This is a genomic window from Microbacterium sp. NPDC055502, assembly GCF_053643635.1.
In genome coordinates, this window is record NZ_JBSHKJ010000001.1 from 1,101,658 (window position 1) to 1,115,807 (window position 14,150).

The 14,150-nt window shown below is 68.3% G+C and carries 14 protein-coding genes and 1 tRNA gene; 8 read left to right on the forward strand and 7 right to left on the reverse strand.

The features are described 5' to 3' along the window. The first annotated feature begins 1 nt into the window (after position 1). Together ACWH95_RS05460 and ACWH95_RS05465 are read left to right on the forward strand one after the other, a co-directional pair. Positions 2–157 (forward strand): hypothetical protein, encoded by a 156-nt coding sequence (locus ACWH95_RS05460; RefSeq protein ID WP_168387293.1) that lies wholly within the window; start codon positions 2–4, stop codon positions 155–157. Beyond that, the gene (locus ACWH95_RS05465) at positions 154–786 is read left to right on the forward strand and encodes an anthranilate synthase component II (RefSeq protein WP_454120321.1); all 633 of its coding nucleotides are present in this window, start codon (positions 154–156) and stop codon (positions 784–786) included. The genes ACWH95_RS05460 and ACWH95_RS05465 overlap by 4 nt, the downstream gene beginning before the upstream one ends. Positions 787–810: 24 nt before the next feature. On the opposite strand, the gene pknB is transcribed toward ACWH95_RS05465, so the two are convergent. The 7 genes from pknB to ACWH95_RS05500 are packed head-to-tail and all read right to left on the reverse strand — an operon-like array spanning position 811 to position 9,666. Continuing rightward, entirely contained in the window at positions 811–2,502 is a 1,692-nt protein-coding gene (gene pknB, locus ACWH95_RS05470) for a Stk1 family PASTA domain-containing Ser/Thr kinase (protein ID WP_136035627.1), read from the reverse strand. 40 nt (positions 2,503–2,542) lie between these two features. Beyond that, positions 2,543–4,282 (reverse strand): serine/threonine-protein kinase, encoded by a 1,740-nt coding sequence (locus ACWH95_RS05475; protein WP_136033220.1) that lies wholly within the window; start codon positions 4,280–4,282, stop codon positions 2,543–2,545. After that, positions 4,279–5,733: a peptidoglycan D,D-transpeptidase FtsI family protein gene (locus ACWH95_RS05480; RefSeq protein WP_136033222.1), complete on the reverse strand. Its 1,455-nt coding sequence runs from the start codon at positions 5,731–5,733 to the stop codon at positions 4,279–4,281. The genes ACWH95_RS05475 and ACWH95_RS05480 overlap by 4 nt, the downstream gene beginning before the upstream one ends. A gap of 1 nt (position 5,734) precedes the next feature. Then, positions 5,735–7,120, reverse strand: coding sequence for an FtsW/RodA/SpoVE family cell cycle protein (locus ACWH95_RS05485; protein ID WP_136033224.1), 1,386 nt, complete (start codon positions 7,118–7,120; stop codon positions 5,735–5,737). Then, positions 7,117–8,421, reverse strand: a complete 1,305-nt coding sequence (locus ACWH95_RS05490) for a PP2C family protein-serine/threonine phosphatase (RefSeq protein WP_136033227.1) — start codon at positions 8,419–8,421, stop codon at positions 7,117–7,119. Before ACWH95_RS05490 ends, ACWH95_RS05485 begins: the two co-directional genes overlap by 4 nt. Before the next feature lie 7 nt (positions 8,422–8,428). Further along, positions 8,429–8,944 (reverse strand): FHA domain-containing protein FhaB/FipA, encoded by a 516-nt coding sequence (locus ACWH95_RS05495; protein WP_136033230.1) that lies wholly within the window; start codon positions 8,942–8,944, stop codon positions 8,429–8,431. After that, complete coding sequence (locus ACWH95_RS05500; RefSeq protein ID WP_136035625.1) at positions 8,944–9,666, reverse strand: FhaA domain-containing protein; 723 nt, start codon at positions 9,664–9,666, stop codon at positions 8,944–8,946. Before ACWH95_RS05500 ends, ACWH95_RS05495 begins: the two co-directional genes overlap by 1 nt. Positions 9,667–9,810: 144 nt before the next feature. Here ACWH95_RS05500 and ACWH95_RS05505 point away from each other — a divergent pair. From ACWH95_RS05505 to ACWH95_RS05530, 6 genes are all read left to right on the forward strand, one after another. Then, positions 9,811–9,893 (forward strand) — tRNA-Leu (locus ACWH95_RS05505). A gap of 302 nt (positions 9,894–10,195) precedes the next feature. Beyond that, complete coding sequence (locus ACWH95_RS05510; RefSeq protein ID WP_136033263.1) at positions 10,196–10,549, forward strand: lactococcin 972 family bacteriocin; 354 nt, start codon at positions 10,196–10,198, stop codon at positions 10,547–10,549. 214 nt (positions 10,550–10,763) lie between these two features. Next, positions 10,764–11,384: a hypothetical protein gene (locus tag ACWH95_RS05515; RefSeq protein WP_136033265.1), complete on the forward strand. Its 621-nt coding sequence runs from the start codon at positions 10,764–10,766 to the stop codon at positions 11,382–11,384. Between the two features lie 20 nt (positions 11,385–11,404). Continuing rightward, the gene (locus ACWH95_RS05520) at positions 11,405–12,421 is read left to right on the forward strand and encodes a hypothetical protein (RefSeq protein ID WP_454120322.1); all 1,017 of its coding nucleotides are present in this window, start codon (positions 11,405–11,407) and stop codon (positions 12,419–12,421) included. Then, positions 12,412–13,032 (forward strand): ATP-binding cassette domain-containing protein, encoded by a 621-nt coding sequence (locus tag ACWH95_RS05525; protein WP_136033269.1) that lies wholly within the window; start codon positions 12,412–12,414, stop codon positions 13,030–13,032. The genes ACWH95_RS05520 and ACWH95_RS05525 overlap by 10 nt, the downstream gene beginning before the upstream one ends. Next, positions 13,029–14,099: a hypothetical protein gene (locus tag ACWH95_RS05530; protein WP_136035618.1), complete on the forward strand. Its 1,071-nt coding sequence runs from the start codon at positions 13,029–13,031 to the stop codon at positions 14,097–14,099. The genes ACWH95_RS05525 and ACWH95_RS05530 overlap by 4 nt, the downstream gene beginning before the upstream one ends. Positions 14,100–14,150: the final 51 nt, after the last annotated feature.

Genomic DNA, 14,150 nt, shown 5'->3' on the forward strand with positions numbered 1-14,150 from the left:
CATGTACGCCGCACTCTGGCGCCTGCTGCCCGGTCCCTGGTGGCTGCGTGTGCTCATCCTGCTGGTCGTGGTCGCCGCCGTGCTCTACGCCCTGTTCTGGTACGTGTTCCCCTGGATCAGCCCGTTCATCTCCCCGGGTGAGGTCGACGTCGAATGACCCGCGTGCTCGTCGTGGACAACCACGACAGCTTCGTGCACACCCTGATCGGCTATCTCCACGAGCTCGGTGCCGACACCACGATCGTCGAGGCGGACGAGGTCGATGCGGCGCGGGTCGAGGGACTGCTCACCGCGCACGACGCGCTGCTCCTGTCGCCGGGGCCGGGCTCGCCCGACGACGCCGGCGTCTCGCTCGATGCGGTACGCCTCGCCGCCCGCTCCGCCGTTCCCACGCTCGGCGTGTGCCTGGGTCACCAGGTGATCGGCGCGGCCCTGGGTGCCCCCGTGACCGGCGCCCCGGAGATCATGCACGGCATGGTGTCGGCGGTCGCGCACGACGGCTCGGCGCTGTTCGACGGCATCCCCTCGCCGTTCACGGCAGGCCGCTACCACTCCCTCGCCCTCGCGGAGCGCGACCTGCCCGCCGAGCTCGCGGTGACCGCACGGACGGCGGACGGCACGGTGATGGCGCTCGAACACCGCACGCTCCCGTTCCACGGGGTGCAGTTCCACCCGGAGAGCGTGCTCACCGAGGGCGGCTACCGTCTGCTGGCGAACTGGCTGCGACTGTGCGGCGACCCGGACGCCGTGTCGCGAGCAGAACGACTGCACCCGCTCACGCGCTGACCCCGGGTGTCGGACGGCTGCGCGTCAGGAACCGGTGCAGTAGCGCAGCTCGACCGAGGAGTTGATCGGCACGTCGCCCGGAGCGACCGACATCGAGTGCACGGTGGCCGGGTCGGTGGCGGGGCAGTCGCTCTCCTCGATCGGCACCGGGGTGAGCCCGAGATCCGTGAGCGCCTTCGATGCGGAATCGACCGACCAGCCCACGACATCCGACAGGGTGACCTTGCCGCTGGCGACCTCGAGGTTCACGACCGTGTTCGGCGCCACCTCGGTGTCGGCCTTCTCGCTGGCCGTCATCACGGTGTTCGCCGCGAGGCCCTTGTCGTTGCGCTGGGTGACCGTGCCGAGCTGCAGCCCCGCCTTCTCCAGCGCCTCGGTGGCCGCGGCCAGGGACATGCCCTCGAGCTTCGGCACCACCACGGTCTCCTCGCCGGACGACACGTAGAGCGTGACGGTGGACCCCTGCTCGACCGACACCCCGCTCTCCGGATCCGTGCGGATCACGTTGCCCTCGGCGATGTCGGGACTGGACTCGATGACGATCTTCGACGAGAGGTCGAGCTTGGCCAGGTCGTCCTGCGCACGCTCCGACGCCACATTGGTCAGGTCGGGCACGACCCTCGACGTGCTGGGCACCTCGGACGGCCGCATGCTGATGGTGACCACCCAGAACAGGACCGACGCCAGAAGCACCGCCAGCAGCGCGACGCCCGCCCAGATCCACGCGACCGGCGGGCCCGACTGCGTGCGGGTCATGGTGGTGTCGCTGCTGAGCTGCCGCAGCGACCGCGCCGTCTCCTGCGCCTGACGCGGGTTCGGGCCATACAGCTCGCTGGTGAGCGCGCCGATCTGCTTGCGCGTCGGGGCGGCACCGGTCACGGCCGAGTCGAGGGCCGCGCGGAAGTGCGCCGCGTCGGGGAAGCGCTGGTACGGGTCCTTCGCGAGCGCGCGCAGCACGATCGGGTCGAGCGCCGCCGGGGACTCCTCGTTCACCTCGGACGGAGGGATCGGTGTCTCGCTCACGTGCTGGTACGCCACCGCGACCGGAGACTCGCCGCGGAACGGCTGGCGCCCGGTGAGCAGCTCGTACAGCACCACGCCGGTGGAGTACAGGTCGGCGCGGGCGTCGACCGGCTCGCCCTTGGCCTGCTCCGGCGAGAAGTACGCCGCGGTGCCGATGATCTGCGTGGTCTCCGCGACCGTCGAGGAGGAGTCGGACACCGCGCGGGCGATGCCGAAGTCCATGACCTTGACCTGACCCTTGTCGGTCACCATCACGTTGCCGGGCTTGATGTCGCGGTGCACCACACCCGCGCGGTGCGAGTAGTCCAGCGCCTCGAGGATCCCGTCGACGTAGCGGACGGCGTCGGCCACGGGCACCGGACCCTCGGCGATGATCTTCTTCAGCAGGGTGCCCTTGACGAGCTCCATCACGATGTACGGCGGCTCATCGGACGAGGGGTCGCTCGTCGACGGGTCGCCCGCGTCGTACACCCGCACGATCGACGGGTGGGACATGCGCGACGCCGCCTGCGCCTCCAGCCGGAACCGCGTGCGGAAGCTCGTGTCCCTGGCCAGTTCGGGGTCGAGGATCTTGATCGCGATCTCGCGACCGAGGGTCAGGTCGTACCCGCGGTACACCTTCGCCATTCCGCCGTGCCCGATGAGCTCGTCGACGCGGTACCGGCCCGCGATGACTTGTGGCTCTGTCGACACGGATGACCCCCCTGAAACTACAAAACAGCTGGACTACAGGCTACCCTTCGGCGCCGCCACCACCGTCACCCTCGCCATCGTCCGGGGCCGTGATGGTGACCGACAGCGGGGGCGACGCGTTCGACGTGCGCTGGTCGCCGCCCGAGCACATGGCCTGGTAGGTGACGATGAGCTGCTGGCCCACCGCGTCGCCGACCTTCACCTGCGTGTTGCGCTGCGTCGGCTGGAAGTTCGGGCCGCCCGAGACGAACGAGCCGTTCTGCAGCGACACGACGTAGCCCGACAGGGTGGTGCCGCTCGGGCACGTGAAACCGGTGCCCCAGGCCACCGTGACCGTGCTGCCCGCGACCGGGTCGCCCGTGAGCGTCGGGGTGTCGGTCGGCGTGGGCAGCGGGGTGCGTGCGGCGTACACGGTCAACGCGATCGGCGTCGTGGTCTCGACGTTCCCGGTGGGCTGAACCCGGTACACCTGACCGACCTCCGCGTCGCTCGGGGCGGGGTCGCCGTCGGCGCACGTGACGTTGTTCGTGAAGCCCGCGTCGGCCAGCGTCGCGGTCGCCGTGGCGCAGTCCATGCCGTTGAGGTTCAGCGCAGCCACGTCGACGCGCGTCACCTCGGGCGTCGGGCTCGTGGAGGGCGACGGGGGCGGCGTGGTCTGCGCGGTGGTCGGCGAGTCGGACGGCTTCGGATCTTCCCCCCGGTTGCCGAACATCGCCCACAACGTGCCCACGAGCACGATGATCAGCAGGGCGATCAGGGCGATCAGCGGCCAGGTCCAGGCGCTGCGCTTCTTCTTCTTCTTCTCCTCCTCCGCGACGGCCTCCTCGGTGGGCAGCTGCGCGGTGGTGGGGAGGATGCGCGTGGCACCGTCGTTCGACGCCGTCAGCATGCGCGTGGCGTCGTCGTCGCCGGCGATCCCGCCCGTCGCGATCGCCGGAACAGCGATCGCCGCCGAGTTCAGGTCTCCGCGCCGCAGCGCCTGTGCGGCCCGCGCGACGGTCGCCGCCGAGGACGGGCGGTCGGCGGGCTTCTTGGCGATCATCGCCATCACGAGGTTCTGCACCGGGATCGGCACGGTCGGCGGCAGCGGCGGCGGCTGCTCGTTGATCTGCGCCATCGCGATCGCCACCTGCGACTCGCCCGTGAACGGACGCTTGCCGGCCAGGCACTCGTACGCCACGATGCCCAGCGAGTACGTGTCGGTCGCGGGAGATGCGGGGTGGCCGGACGCCTGCTCGGGCGACAGGTACTGCACGGTTCCCATCACCTGACCGGTCGCCGTCAGCGGCACCTGGTCGGCGATGCGAGCGATGCCGAAGTCGGTGATCTTGACGCGGCCGTCTGGCGTGATCAGCAGGTTGCCCGGCTTGATGTCGCGGTGCACCAGGCCGGCGGCGTGCGCGGCCTGCAGGGCGGACGCCGTCTGCGCCACGATGTCGAGCGTCTTGTCGGCGCTCAGCGCGCCGTCGCGCTCGAGGATCGTGGAGAGGGCCTCACCCGGCACGAGCTCCATGACGAGGTAGGCGCTGCCGTTCTCCTCGCCGTAGTCGAAGACGCTGGCGATGCCCTCGTGGTTGACGAGGGCGGCGTGCCGTGCCTCCGCGCGGAACCGCTCGAGGAACCCCGGGTCCCCCATGTACTCGTCCTTGAGGATCTTGATCGCGACGGTACGCCCGATGACGTGATCCGTCGCCTCCCAGACCTCGCCCATGCCGCCGATCGCGATCCGCGACTGCAGCTCGTAACGACCACCGAACGACACACCCTGCGTCGGCCTCATCTGCCCAGCACCGCCTCTATGACCTTCTTCGCGATCGGAGCGGCGATGGTGTCACCGCTCCCTGATTGTCCCTGCCCGCCGCCGTTCTCGACGACGACCGCCACGGCGACCGATGGGTCGTCCGCCGGGGCGAACCCGGTGAACCACAGCGTATGCGGCCTGTTTCCGTTCTCTGCCGTGCCCGTCTTACCGGCCACGTCGACCCCGTCTATTCTTGCACCCTGGGCCGCGCCGTTTGAGACGCTGGCGACCATGGCGGAGGTGATCTCGTTCGCCACATCGGCTTCCATCGCCCGCCCGAACTCGCTGTTCTGGAAGGCCTTGATCACCGACAGGTCGTTGCCGATCACGGCATCCACCATCTGCGGGTTCATGACCACGCCGTCGTTCGCGATGCCGGCCGACACCATCGCCATCTGCAGCGGTGTCGCGGTGACCTGTCCCTGCCCGAAACCGCTGAGCGCGGTCTGCGCGTCGTCGAGCGCCCGCGGGTAGCTGGACGGGGTCGAGGCGAGCGGCGTGTCGAAGCTCCGGTTGAAGCCGAACTTCTCCGCCATCTCCCGGATCGCGTCGTCGCCGAGCTCCACGGCGAGCTCCGCCATCGGGATGTTGCAGCTGAGGCGGATGGCCTCGGCGATCGTCACGGTCGCACCGGGACCGCACGTGCCGCCCCACGCGTTGGACACGCGGTTGGACGAGCCGGGCAGGGTGTACAGCGCGGGGTTGGGCAGCGTGGACTCCGGCGTCCATTTGCCGCTCGCGTATGCCGCGGCCGCCGTGACGAGTTTGAACGTGGAGCCCGGGGGGTTCAGGTCGCCGGCGATCGCGCGGTTCGACAGGGGCTTGCCCGGGTCGGCGACCAGCTGGTCATAGGTGGCGTTCGCGGCGTTCGCGTCGTGCGTCGCCATCAGGTTCGTGTCGAAGCCGGGGGTCGACACCATCGCGAGGATGCGCCCGGTCTTCGGGTCCATCGCCACGACCGCGCCCTGCAGACCGTCGAGCGCCTCGGCGGCAGCCCGCTGCGCGGCCGTGTTCAGCGACAGCTCGACGCTGTACCCGCGCTGCGGCTGACCCGACAGGATGCGCTCGATCTCGGAGAAGAACGCGTTGGAGCCGGTGCCGGAGAGGTCGGCGTTCATCGCCTTCTCGATGCCGGTGGTCGAGCCGAGCGCGGGGTTGAAGTACCCCGTGACCGTCTCCCACAGCGCCGGATCGGTGTACACGCGCTGGAAGCGGTACTGGTCGTCGCTGGGCGTCGAGCTCGCGATCGCCGCGCCGTCGACGATGATCGCGCCGCGCTGGATCTCGAAGCTGTCCAGACGGGTGCGCTTGTTGTGGGGGTTCTGCGCGAGGCTGTCGGACTCGACGACCTGGATCCAGCTGGTCGCGGCGAACAGCGCGATGAACATGAACAGCATGATGATGCTGAGGCGGCGGAGTTCCCTGGTCATGTCAGCCGATCACCACCCGGGGCTGACGGCGCACGCCGTCGGAGATGCGCAGCAGCAGCGCCACGATGAGCCAGTTCGCGACGAGCGAGGAGCCGCCGGCCGCGAGGAACGGCGTGGTCAGACCCGTCAGCGGGATCAGTCGGGTGACACCGCCGACCATGATGAACACCTGCAGCGCGATCGTGAACGACAGTCCCGTCGCCAGCAGCTTGCCGAAGTCGTCCTGACCCGCGAGACCGATCCGCACACCGCGGCTCACGAACACCATGTACAGGCACAGGATCGCGAACAGCCCGATCAGCCCGAGCTCCTCCCCGAGGCTCGTGATGATGTAGTCGCTGTGCGCGAGCGGCGTGATCTCGGGGCGTCCCTGGCCCCATCCGGTTCCGATGAGGCCGCCGCGGGCGAGACCGAAGAGGCCCTGCATCGGCTGGTATCCGGCCACGTCGGGGTCGACCTGCGACGAGTCGAACAGGAAGAGCCAGTTGATGAAGCGGCCGCGCACGTAGCTGAGGATCTGCGTGGCGACGGCGACACCGGCGACCACGAGTCCCAGCCCGATCAGCACCCAGCTGGTCTTGCCGGTGGCGACGTACAGCATCGCGACGAACATGCCGAAGATCAGCGTTCCCGTGCCGAGGTCGCGCTGGAACACGATGATCCCCAGCGAGATGGCCCACACGACCAGCACCGGGCCCAGCTCCCGCATGCGCGGCCACGTGATGCCGAGCACGCGCTTGCCGACCGACGTGAGGCTCTCGCGCGTGCGCACGAGGTAGCCGGCGAAGAAGATCGCGAGGCAGATCTTCGCGAGCTCGCCCGGCTGGAACGCGAAGATGCCGCCGAGCGACACCCACACCTGCGCGTTCGCGTCGGCGATGCGCAGCCCGGGGACGAACGGCAGCAGCAGGAGCAGGATGCCCGCGAGGCCGAAGATGTACGTGTACCGGAAGAGCACACGATAGTTGCGCAGCAGGATCACGACCGCGATGGCACCGGCGAGCGAGATCGCCGTCCACGCCAGCTGCTTGGTGGAGTAGGCGTCCCACCCGGTGTTCTTGAACGCGATGTCGATCCGGTAGATCATCGCCACGCCCAGCCCGGTCAGCAGGGTCGCGATCGGCAGCACGAAGGGGTCGGCGTCGGACGCCACGAAGCGCAGCACGATGTGCAGGGCGAACGCCAGCACGGCCAGACCGCCGCCGATCGCCAGGATCATCGGGTCGATCACGCCCAGGGCGCCCAGCTGCACGAGGGTCAGCGCGGCGCCGCTGATGGCGCACGCGAACAGGAGCAGCCAGAACTCCCGGTTGCGCTGCGTCTGCGGCATGCGCAGGCGCCGCAGGGCCTTGATGACGGTGGTGTCGGCCTGCACGTCGGTGCTCATCCGTCACCCCCCGCCGGAGTGTCGCTCGGGGTGGGCGCCGGCGTGGGCAGCGGGGTCTGCTCGATCACGTTCGCCTCGGCGCCCGTGCGCAGCCGGTCGACGATAGCCATCGCGTCGGACAGCGAGCGGGCCGAGATCGTGCGCTCGACCGAGGCTCGCTGATACGGCGGTAGGTCGGCGAGGAGGATGTCGGTGTCCTCCACCGGGGTGGACAGCGTGATCGGGCCGATGTTCTGCTGCACGCCCTGGAAGATCACCACGCTGTCGTCGTCGGCGCCGATGAAGTACCGCGTCTGCGTCCAGCTGTAGGCGGCGAAGGCCGCGAAGGCCAGCATCGCGATCACCACGAGCACTCCGGCGATCCAGCCGAGGCGGCGGCGTTTGGCACGGCGCCGGTCCTCCTCGATCAGCTCCTCCAGGTACTCGGGCGCCGGCTCGAAGTGGCTTGGCTCGTTCGCGGCCTGACGCACCGGGTGCAGCCAGTTGCTGCGCGGTGCGCGCACCGGCGGCACGTACACACCGGACGGGTTGGAGGCGGCGCCGACGATCGTCGCGGTGCCCGAGTGGATGGGATGCTGCCCGCCCACGTCGACCAGCACGATCGTGACGTTGTCGGGCGCGCCCCCGTCGAGCGCCTGCTTGAGGAGGTTGTCGGCCGTGCGACCCGGGGCGAGCCCCAGCTGCATGGCCTTGAGGATCCGCGCCTCGTCGACCACACCGGACAGTCCGTCGGAGCACAGCAGCCACCGGTCGCCGGGCTGCGTGTGCATGACGAACATGTCGAGCTCGGGGTCGGAGTCCATGTCGCTGAGCACCCGCATGAGCACCGAGCGGCGAGGGTGGTAGCGGGCCTCCTCCGGCGTGATGCGACCGGAGTCGACCAGGCGCTGCACGAACGTGTGGTCGGCCGTGATCTGCGTGAGCGCGTCGTCACGGTAGAGATAGATGCGCGAGTCGCCGATGTGCCCGATCACCGCGTACTCGTCGACCATGATGATCGCGCTGAGCGTGGTGCCGAGGCCCGCGAGCTCCGGTCGGTCCTTCGCCGCACGGATCAGGTCGCCCGCGGCGGTCGTCGCTGCGGCCTGCAGCGCGGCCTGCGCATCCTCCGTCGAGGAGTAGGGCTGGTCCAGGGGCTCCAGGCGCTGGATCGCGATGCTCGAGGCGACGTCTCCACCGGCGTGACCGCCCATGCCGTCGGCGACGACGAACAGGTTCGCCCCGGAGTACCCGGAGTCCTGGTTGTTGGAGCGGACCTTCCCGGTGTGGGAGATCGCGACGCTCGAGCCCTCGAAGACCATGCCGGCGTCAGGCCCTCAGCTCGAACGTCGTGGCGCCCACCTTGACGGGGGTGCCGAGGCTGAGGGCGACCGGTCCCCCGGTCACGCGCTGCCCGGCGACGAAGGTGCCGTTCGTGGAGTCGAGGTCCTGGATCGCCCATGTGTCCCCGCGCAGGAGGAGGCGGGCGTGGTGGCTGGAGGTGTAGTCGTCGCGGATGACGAGGGCGGACTCGCTGGATCGGCCGATCGTCATCGAGTCGGCGCCGAGCGGAAGCTCCAGCCCCGCCTTCGGCCCCGACGTGATGACCAGACGCTTCGCGGTCGCCACGGTCGCGGGGCCGGACGACGGGCGCGACGACGAGGAGGGCTTCGCGGGGGCGGCCGGCGCGGCGGCGACCGGAGCGCCGGCGGCGGCCTCGGCGGGCAGCTTGCGCGCCTTGACCCCGAACAGGTCGGCGCGCAGGGAGTACACGACACCGAACACGAAGAACCACAGCAGGACGAGGAAGCCGATGCGGAGCAGGAGCAGGACGAGTTCACTCATCAGAAGGCTCCGAACGCCCTGGTCGCGTCGTCGCCCGGGCGCGGGGGGCGCGAGGGGGCGGCGACGGGGACGATGCGGAACACCAGGTCGGTGCGGCCGATCGTGATCGTGGTGTCGGAGGGCAGCGCGGCCTCGCGCAGCTTCTGGCCGTTCACCTTCGTGCCGTTCGTGGAGCCCATGTCGCGGAGCATGGCGCGCTCGCCGTCCCACAGGATCTCCGCGTGCTTGCGGCTCGAGCCCGCGTCGGCGATCGTGATGTCGGCGTCGGACCCTCGGCCGATCACCGTGCGAGCCCGGGTGAGCGCGTGGCGGCGGCCGTCGACGTCGACCACGGCCTGCCAGTCGACGCGGCCCTCGACCGTGCCGGAGTTGACGCGCACCGTGCCCGTCGCGACCTTCTCGTCGGCTTCGAGCGTGAGCGACAGCGGCCCGGCGAAGCTGTAGCCCTGGGACTTCGCGTGCGTCGTGAGCAGTGCGTGCAGCTCGTCGGTGAGGGCGCCGCCGAGACCACGCATGCGGTCGGCGTCGTCGGGGCTCAACCGCACCACGTAGTTGTTGGGGGTGAGGATGCGGTCGCGGCTGACGACCGCGGCCTTCGTGTCGGCCTCGCGGCGCAGAGCCGAGGCGATCTCCACCGGCTGTATGCCGCTGCGGAAGGTCTTCGCGAACGCGCTGTTCACTGCGCGCTCGAGACCCTTCTCAAAGCTGTCAAGTAGTCCCACTGGGCTCCTCTGGCATGCCGACCGGTAGGGACATCGTAGCCAGGTGACCTGGGGGAACGCCGCCGCGGCCCCCCGGGGCGTGTGCAACGCGACCGAAAACGCGTGATATCCTCGGGAAGTTGAGTTCTTCGGAACGAGACACTCGCGCGAGTGGCGGAATGGTAGACGCGCTGGCTTCAGGTGCCAGTGTCCGTATGGACGTGGGGGTTCAAGTCCCCCCTCGCGCACAGCGAGTGAAAGAGCCGGTCAGGCATTGTTCTTGACCGGCTCTTTCGACGTTTATGCGAGCTCACCGTGCCTTGTCGGGCGCCACCGACATGGATCCGGTGTGCAACAAGGTTCGTAAGGAACTCGTCGCAGCACCCAAAAAGGGGCCAGCGGTGCCGACCGCGGAAGACACCAATCCTGGGAGAGTCGTCACACGAGGCGAGAAGCTGAGCTACGCGAGACTTCGGCGTGGCCATGCGGGACCGTTCTCTGACCGGGGGGTAAATCGCCATCCGTGTGTGATGACAGATTGGTTATTTCGATGAAGAAGCGCACTGCATCCTTGCTGGCGGGTCTGCTGGCAGTCGGCATCGTGGCCGGAGGAACCGTGTCCGCGAGCGCCCACGACCTGGGCTACGGCTGGGCCGCAAGCTCCAAGGTGGAAGGAGCGGCTGCTGGCGGAGGCAAGCACTGGTACGGCGTGCACGAGAACCTGAACGGGTCGAACCGTGGCAACGACAGCAGCTACTACCACGCCTCCAAGAAGCATCGGTCGAGCGTGAAGAACAGCACGGGTTCCATCGTTCGGTCTTCAGACCAGAACGGCGGAATCTGGGCCCGCGCATGGCAGCCCGGAACCGCGTTCGGCAACGAGGCCTACTGGTTCACGTACTGAGCTGACGCAGCCCGCCACGGTCTCTCAGCCCACCGCCACGACCGTGTCGTGTTCGCTGAACTCACAAGGATCGGACCGACGACATCCACGTCGGTCCGATCCGAACAGTCAGGTAGTCGTGTGAGACTCCTCGCGACTGCGATGTATTGCGGGGGCCGTTCGGCGGCCACCGCATAGCCGAAACCACGACCGGCGCCCAGTAAAGAGGTATGTGATGAGAATGAAGTCCCGCTCGCTTCGGCTCGTGATGACGGCGAGCGTGCTGATGGCGCTCATGACAGGGTGCAGTGCGGGAGAGGCACCCGACTCATCGAGTTCAACCGAGGCGGAAAGCACCGCAGGGGTGCCGGCTTTTCAAGGAAACTTCGCCGCCGAGTACCAAGAGGCGTGGAAGAAGAGCAAGACAGACGACGTGAAGGCGATCCTCGAGGATGAGCAGATCACGGACCAGGAATGGTCGCAGGTACTGAAAACGCTTGAGACGTGCCTCGACGACAACGGCATCTCCCTGACGGAGTACAAGGCCAACGGGAGCTACGAGGTGAACGCTGGTGGGATGGATGGCGAGATCGCCAATCAGAGAATGGGCGGGTGTGAAGAGGAAAGCGGCGAGGCCTGGGTCGGGTACCTCTATCGTTCCCAGACGTCCAACCCGGAGAACGTTCCCGCGACCCAGCTGCTCACCGAGTGCCTGATCCGCAACAAGGCTGTTCCCGCGTCCTACACGGAGGAGCAGTACCTCGAGGACGCCCCGAACCTGGCGTTCCCCTTCACCGATGAACACGGCTTCGCGATCTTCGAAGCGTGCAACGCGGACTTCTCCTTCAACAAATGAGAGGTTCCGTCTCCTCGAGCTTGACGATCGTCGGGTGCACGCTCGTCGTGGGCGCGGCGCTCGGCATCGGCCTGGCCTATTCGCTTCTGACCGCGAACACCCCGGGCACATTGAAGGGTGAGGACGAACTCTCCACCATCGCCGTGACGATGCAGGAGTTCGATGATCCGCGAAGCGTCGAACTCACGGCGGAGATCTTGCCGCCGATGAGTATCGCGGTGAACCGCCCCGGAACCGTGACGTCGTGGGCGTGCACGCAAGGGACGACCTTGAGCTCGGCAACGTCGTCTGTGGCGGTCGATGGCGTCAACCTGCTCAGCCTCTCGACCTCTGTACCCCTGTGGCGGGATCTCGTTCCCGGAGACAAAGGACAGGACGTGCGGGCGCTCGAAGAGGAACTCGTTCGTCTGGGGCAACCTGCCAACGTCGACTCCGCACTCTCGCGCGACGAGATGAGAACGCTGACCACGCTCGCGAAGACCGTCGGCGTCGAGCTCGACGGGGCTCTGACACGAGACCTCGTCGTCTGGCTCCCCTCTCCCGCCGTGACGGTGGAGAAATGCGACGCGCAGTTGAGTGGCTCCGTGGCGCCGGGCGGCTCACTCGCCACGGTCGACTCCGGGGTCGTCATCTCTGCGGTGTCGCTCCCCGAAGGCCGGCTTCCCGGCGCACGGTATCTGGATCTCCTCCCGGAGCCGGTAGCGCTGGGCGATGCGGGCGAACTGCCGCCCGAGGTGACCAGCGACGCCGTCCGCAACACCGATGCTTTCCGGGAAGCGGCAAGCGCATCCCCGGAGGCAACGTCGCTGACCCTCAAAGGCACGGTGGTTCTGCAGACACCTGTTCAGGTCGCGGCCATCCCCGCAACTGCTGTCATGACGGATTCCACGGGCTCCTCCTGCGTGTTCGTCGACAACGATCCGTTGGTCGTCACGGTGGTCGGGTCGGAATTCGGCAACTCCTTCGTCGTCTTCTCGGCAGACGAATCGCCCGCCTCGGTCGATGCGCAACCCGGCAAACGGCCGACATGCGGGTAGAGGTGTCGGACCTGGGACACGCGTACTCGCGTGATGCGTGGCTGTTCCGGGGGCTGTCGTACACGTTCACGCCGGGGCACATCTACGCGCTGACCGGTGCATCCGGGTCGGGGAAGAGCACGCTGATGGCGATCCTCGCGGGGTGGACCGCGCCAGCGGCCGGCCACGTGAGCATGGACGGCGTGGACTCGACCAGTTGGGTCTTCCAGAACCCCTACGGCGTGGCGAAACGAACCGCGATCGACCACGTCGCGTTCCCGTTCATCGCTTCCGGCATGCGCGCCGATGAGGCGGATGAGAGCGCCCTCGAGCTCCTCGGGCGATTCAACTTGCACGATGTCCGCGACAGACAGTTTCGCCACCTCTCGGGTGGCGAGGCGCAACGACTGATGCTGGCGCGGGCGGCCGCCTCATCACCGGACCTTCTCCTCGTCGATGAACCGACCGCGCAGCTGGATCGCGCAACCGCCCATGTCGTAAACGCTGTCCTCTCGAACGTCGCGTCCTCCCGCACCATCGTCATCGTCGCAACACACGATGAGGAGACGCGGGATGCCTGCGACATCAACCTTGACCTCGCCCAGTACTCGCCGAGGGCCTTCGCCGAATGAGAGCACACGCGCTGCTTCGGGAGATCATCCGCAACCTCACCTCAGGCACGTCCCGCCTCGGGGCGCTGTTCTTTATCTCAACTCTGGCCCTGACCGTCGCCGTTCTCTCCGACGTCCTCACCATCTCGCGGACGGTGGACGACGCGATCGAGTATCGCGGCTCCGGCGCGGCCGTGATGACTCTGGCGCTCCCCGGACGTATCAACGGAGCATCCTGCGATGCGCTCGCCGACACCCCGAACGTTCTCGCCGCCGGCGCGATGCGCCCGGAAGGCAAGGTGACAGCCGGAACCCTACCTGGCGAGCCGCTCGACCTGTATACGACGACCCCTGCGTTCGCACGGGTACTTGGAGCGGAGGACGGCGGCTCTGGAGTCTATGTCAGCACGGATGTCGCCTCGAATCTCGGGTCGACTGCTCTGCCTCTGACGGCGGGCGCTCCCACGCCTGTCCGCGGCACCTACCCGTACCCGCCGGACGGTCGCCGCGCGGGCTTCGGCTGGGCGGTGCTGTCGCCGACCAGCGCAAGCGATGGGGCATTCGACGAGTGCTGGGTGCTGTCCTGGCCGCAACGGTCTGACCTCCGACAGCTGCTTCTCACCTCCGTCACGCCTGCGGCAGCTGGCGCCGCGGCCAGCGAGCAACCCATCGTCTCTCAGCTGAACACGAAGTACGGTCTCACGTTCGCTGGGTCCACCGAGTACGAGTCTCGGATCACCCGGTACGCGCCTTACCTTGCAGCGCTGGTCGGCTTCGTCTTGTCGGCCATGGCCGTCTGGTTCCGTCGCGTAGAGATCGCATCCAATCTGCACGCTGGCGCGAGCCGTGGAACTCTCTACCTTCAGCACCTCATCGAGAGCGTGGCCTGGTCGCTGCCCGCTGTCGCGGCGGCATGGATGGCGGGATTCCTTACGGCGACGATCACCGCGCCCACTGAGCTGCCCAGCCTGGCGCTCCGATCCGCGGAGATCGCGCTTTCCTTCTCCGTGGGCACGCTTACGGGAACGGCGTTCGGCTTCTTCCTGGTTCGTGAAGGGCGGCTCGGCCACTATGTGAAGGGCCGTTAGCCAGCGCGAACTCTTCATGCGGAACGCAACAAATGGTCCACTGCGCCGACC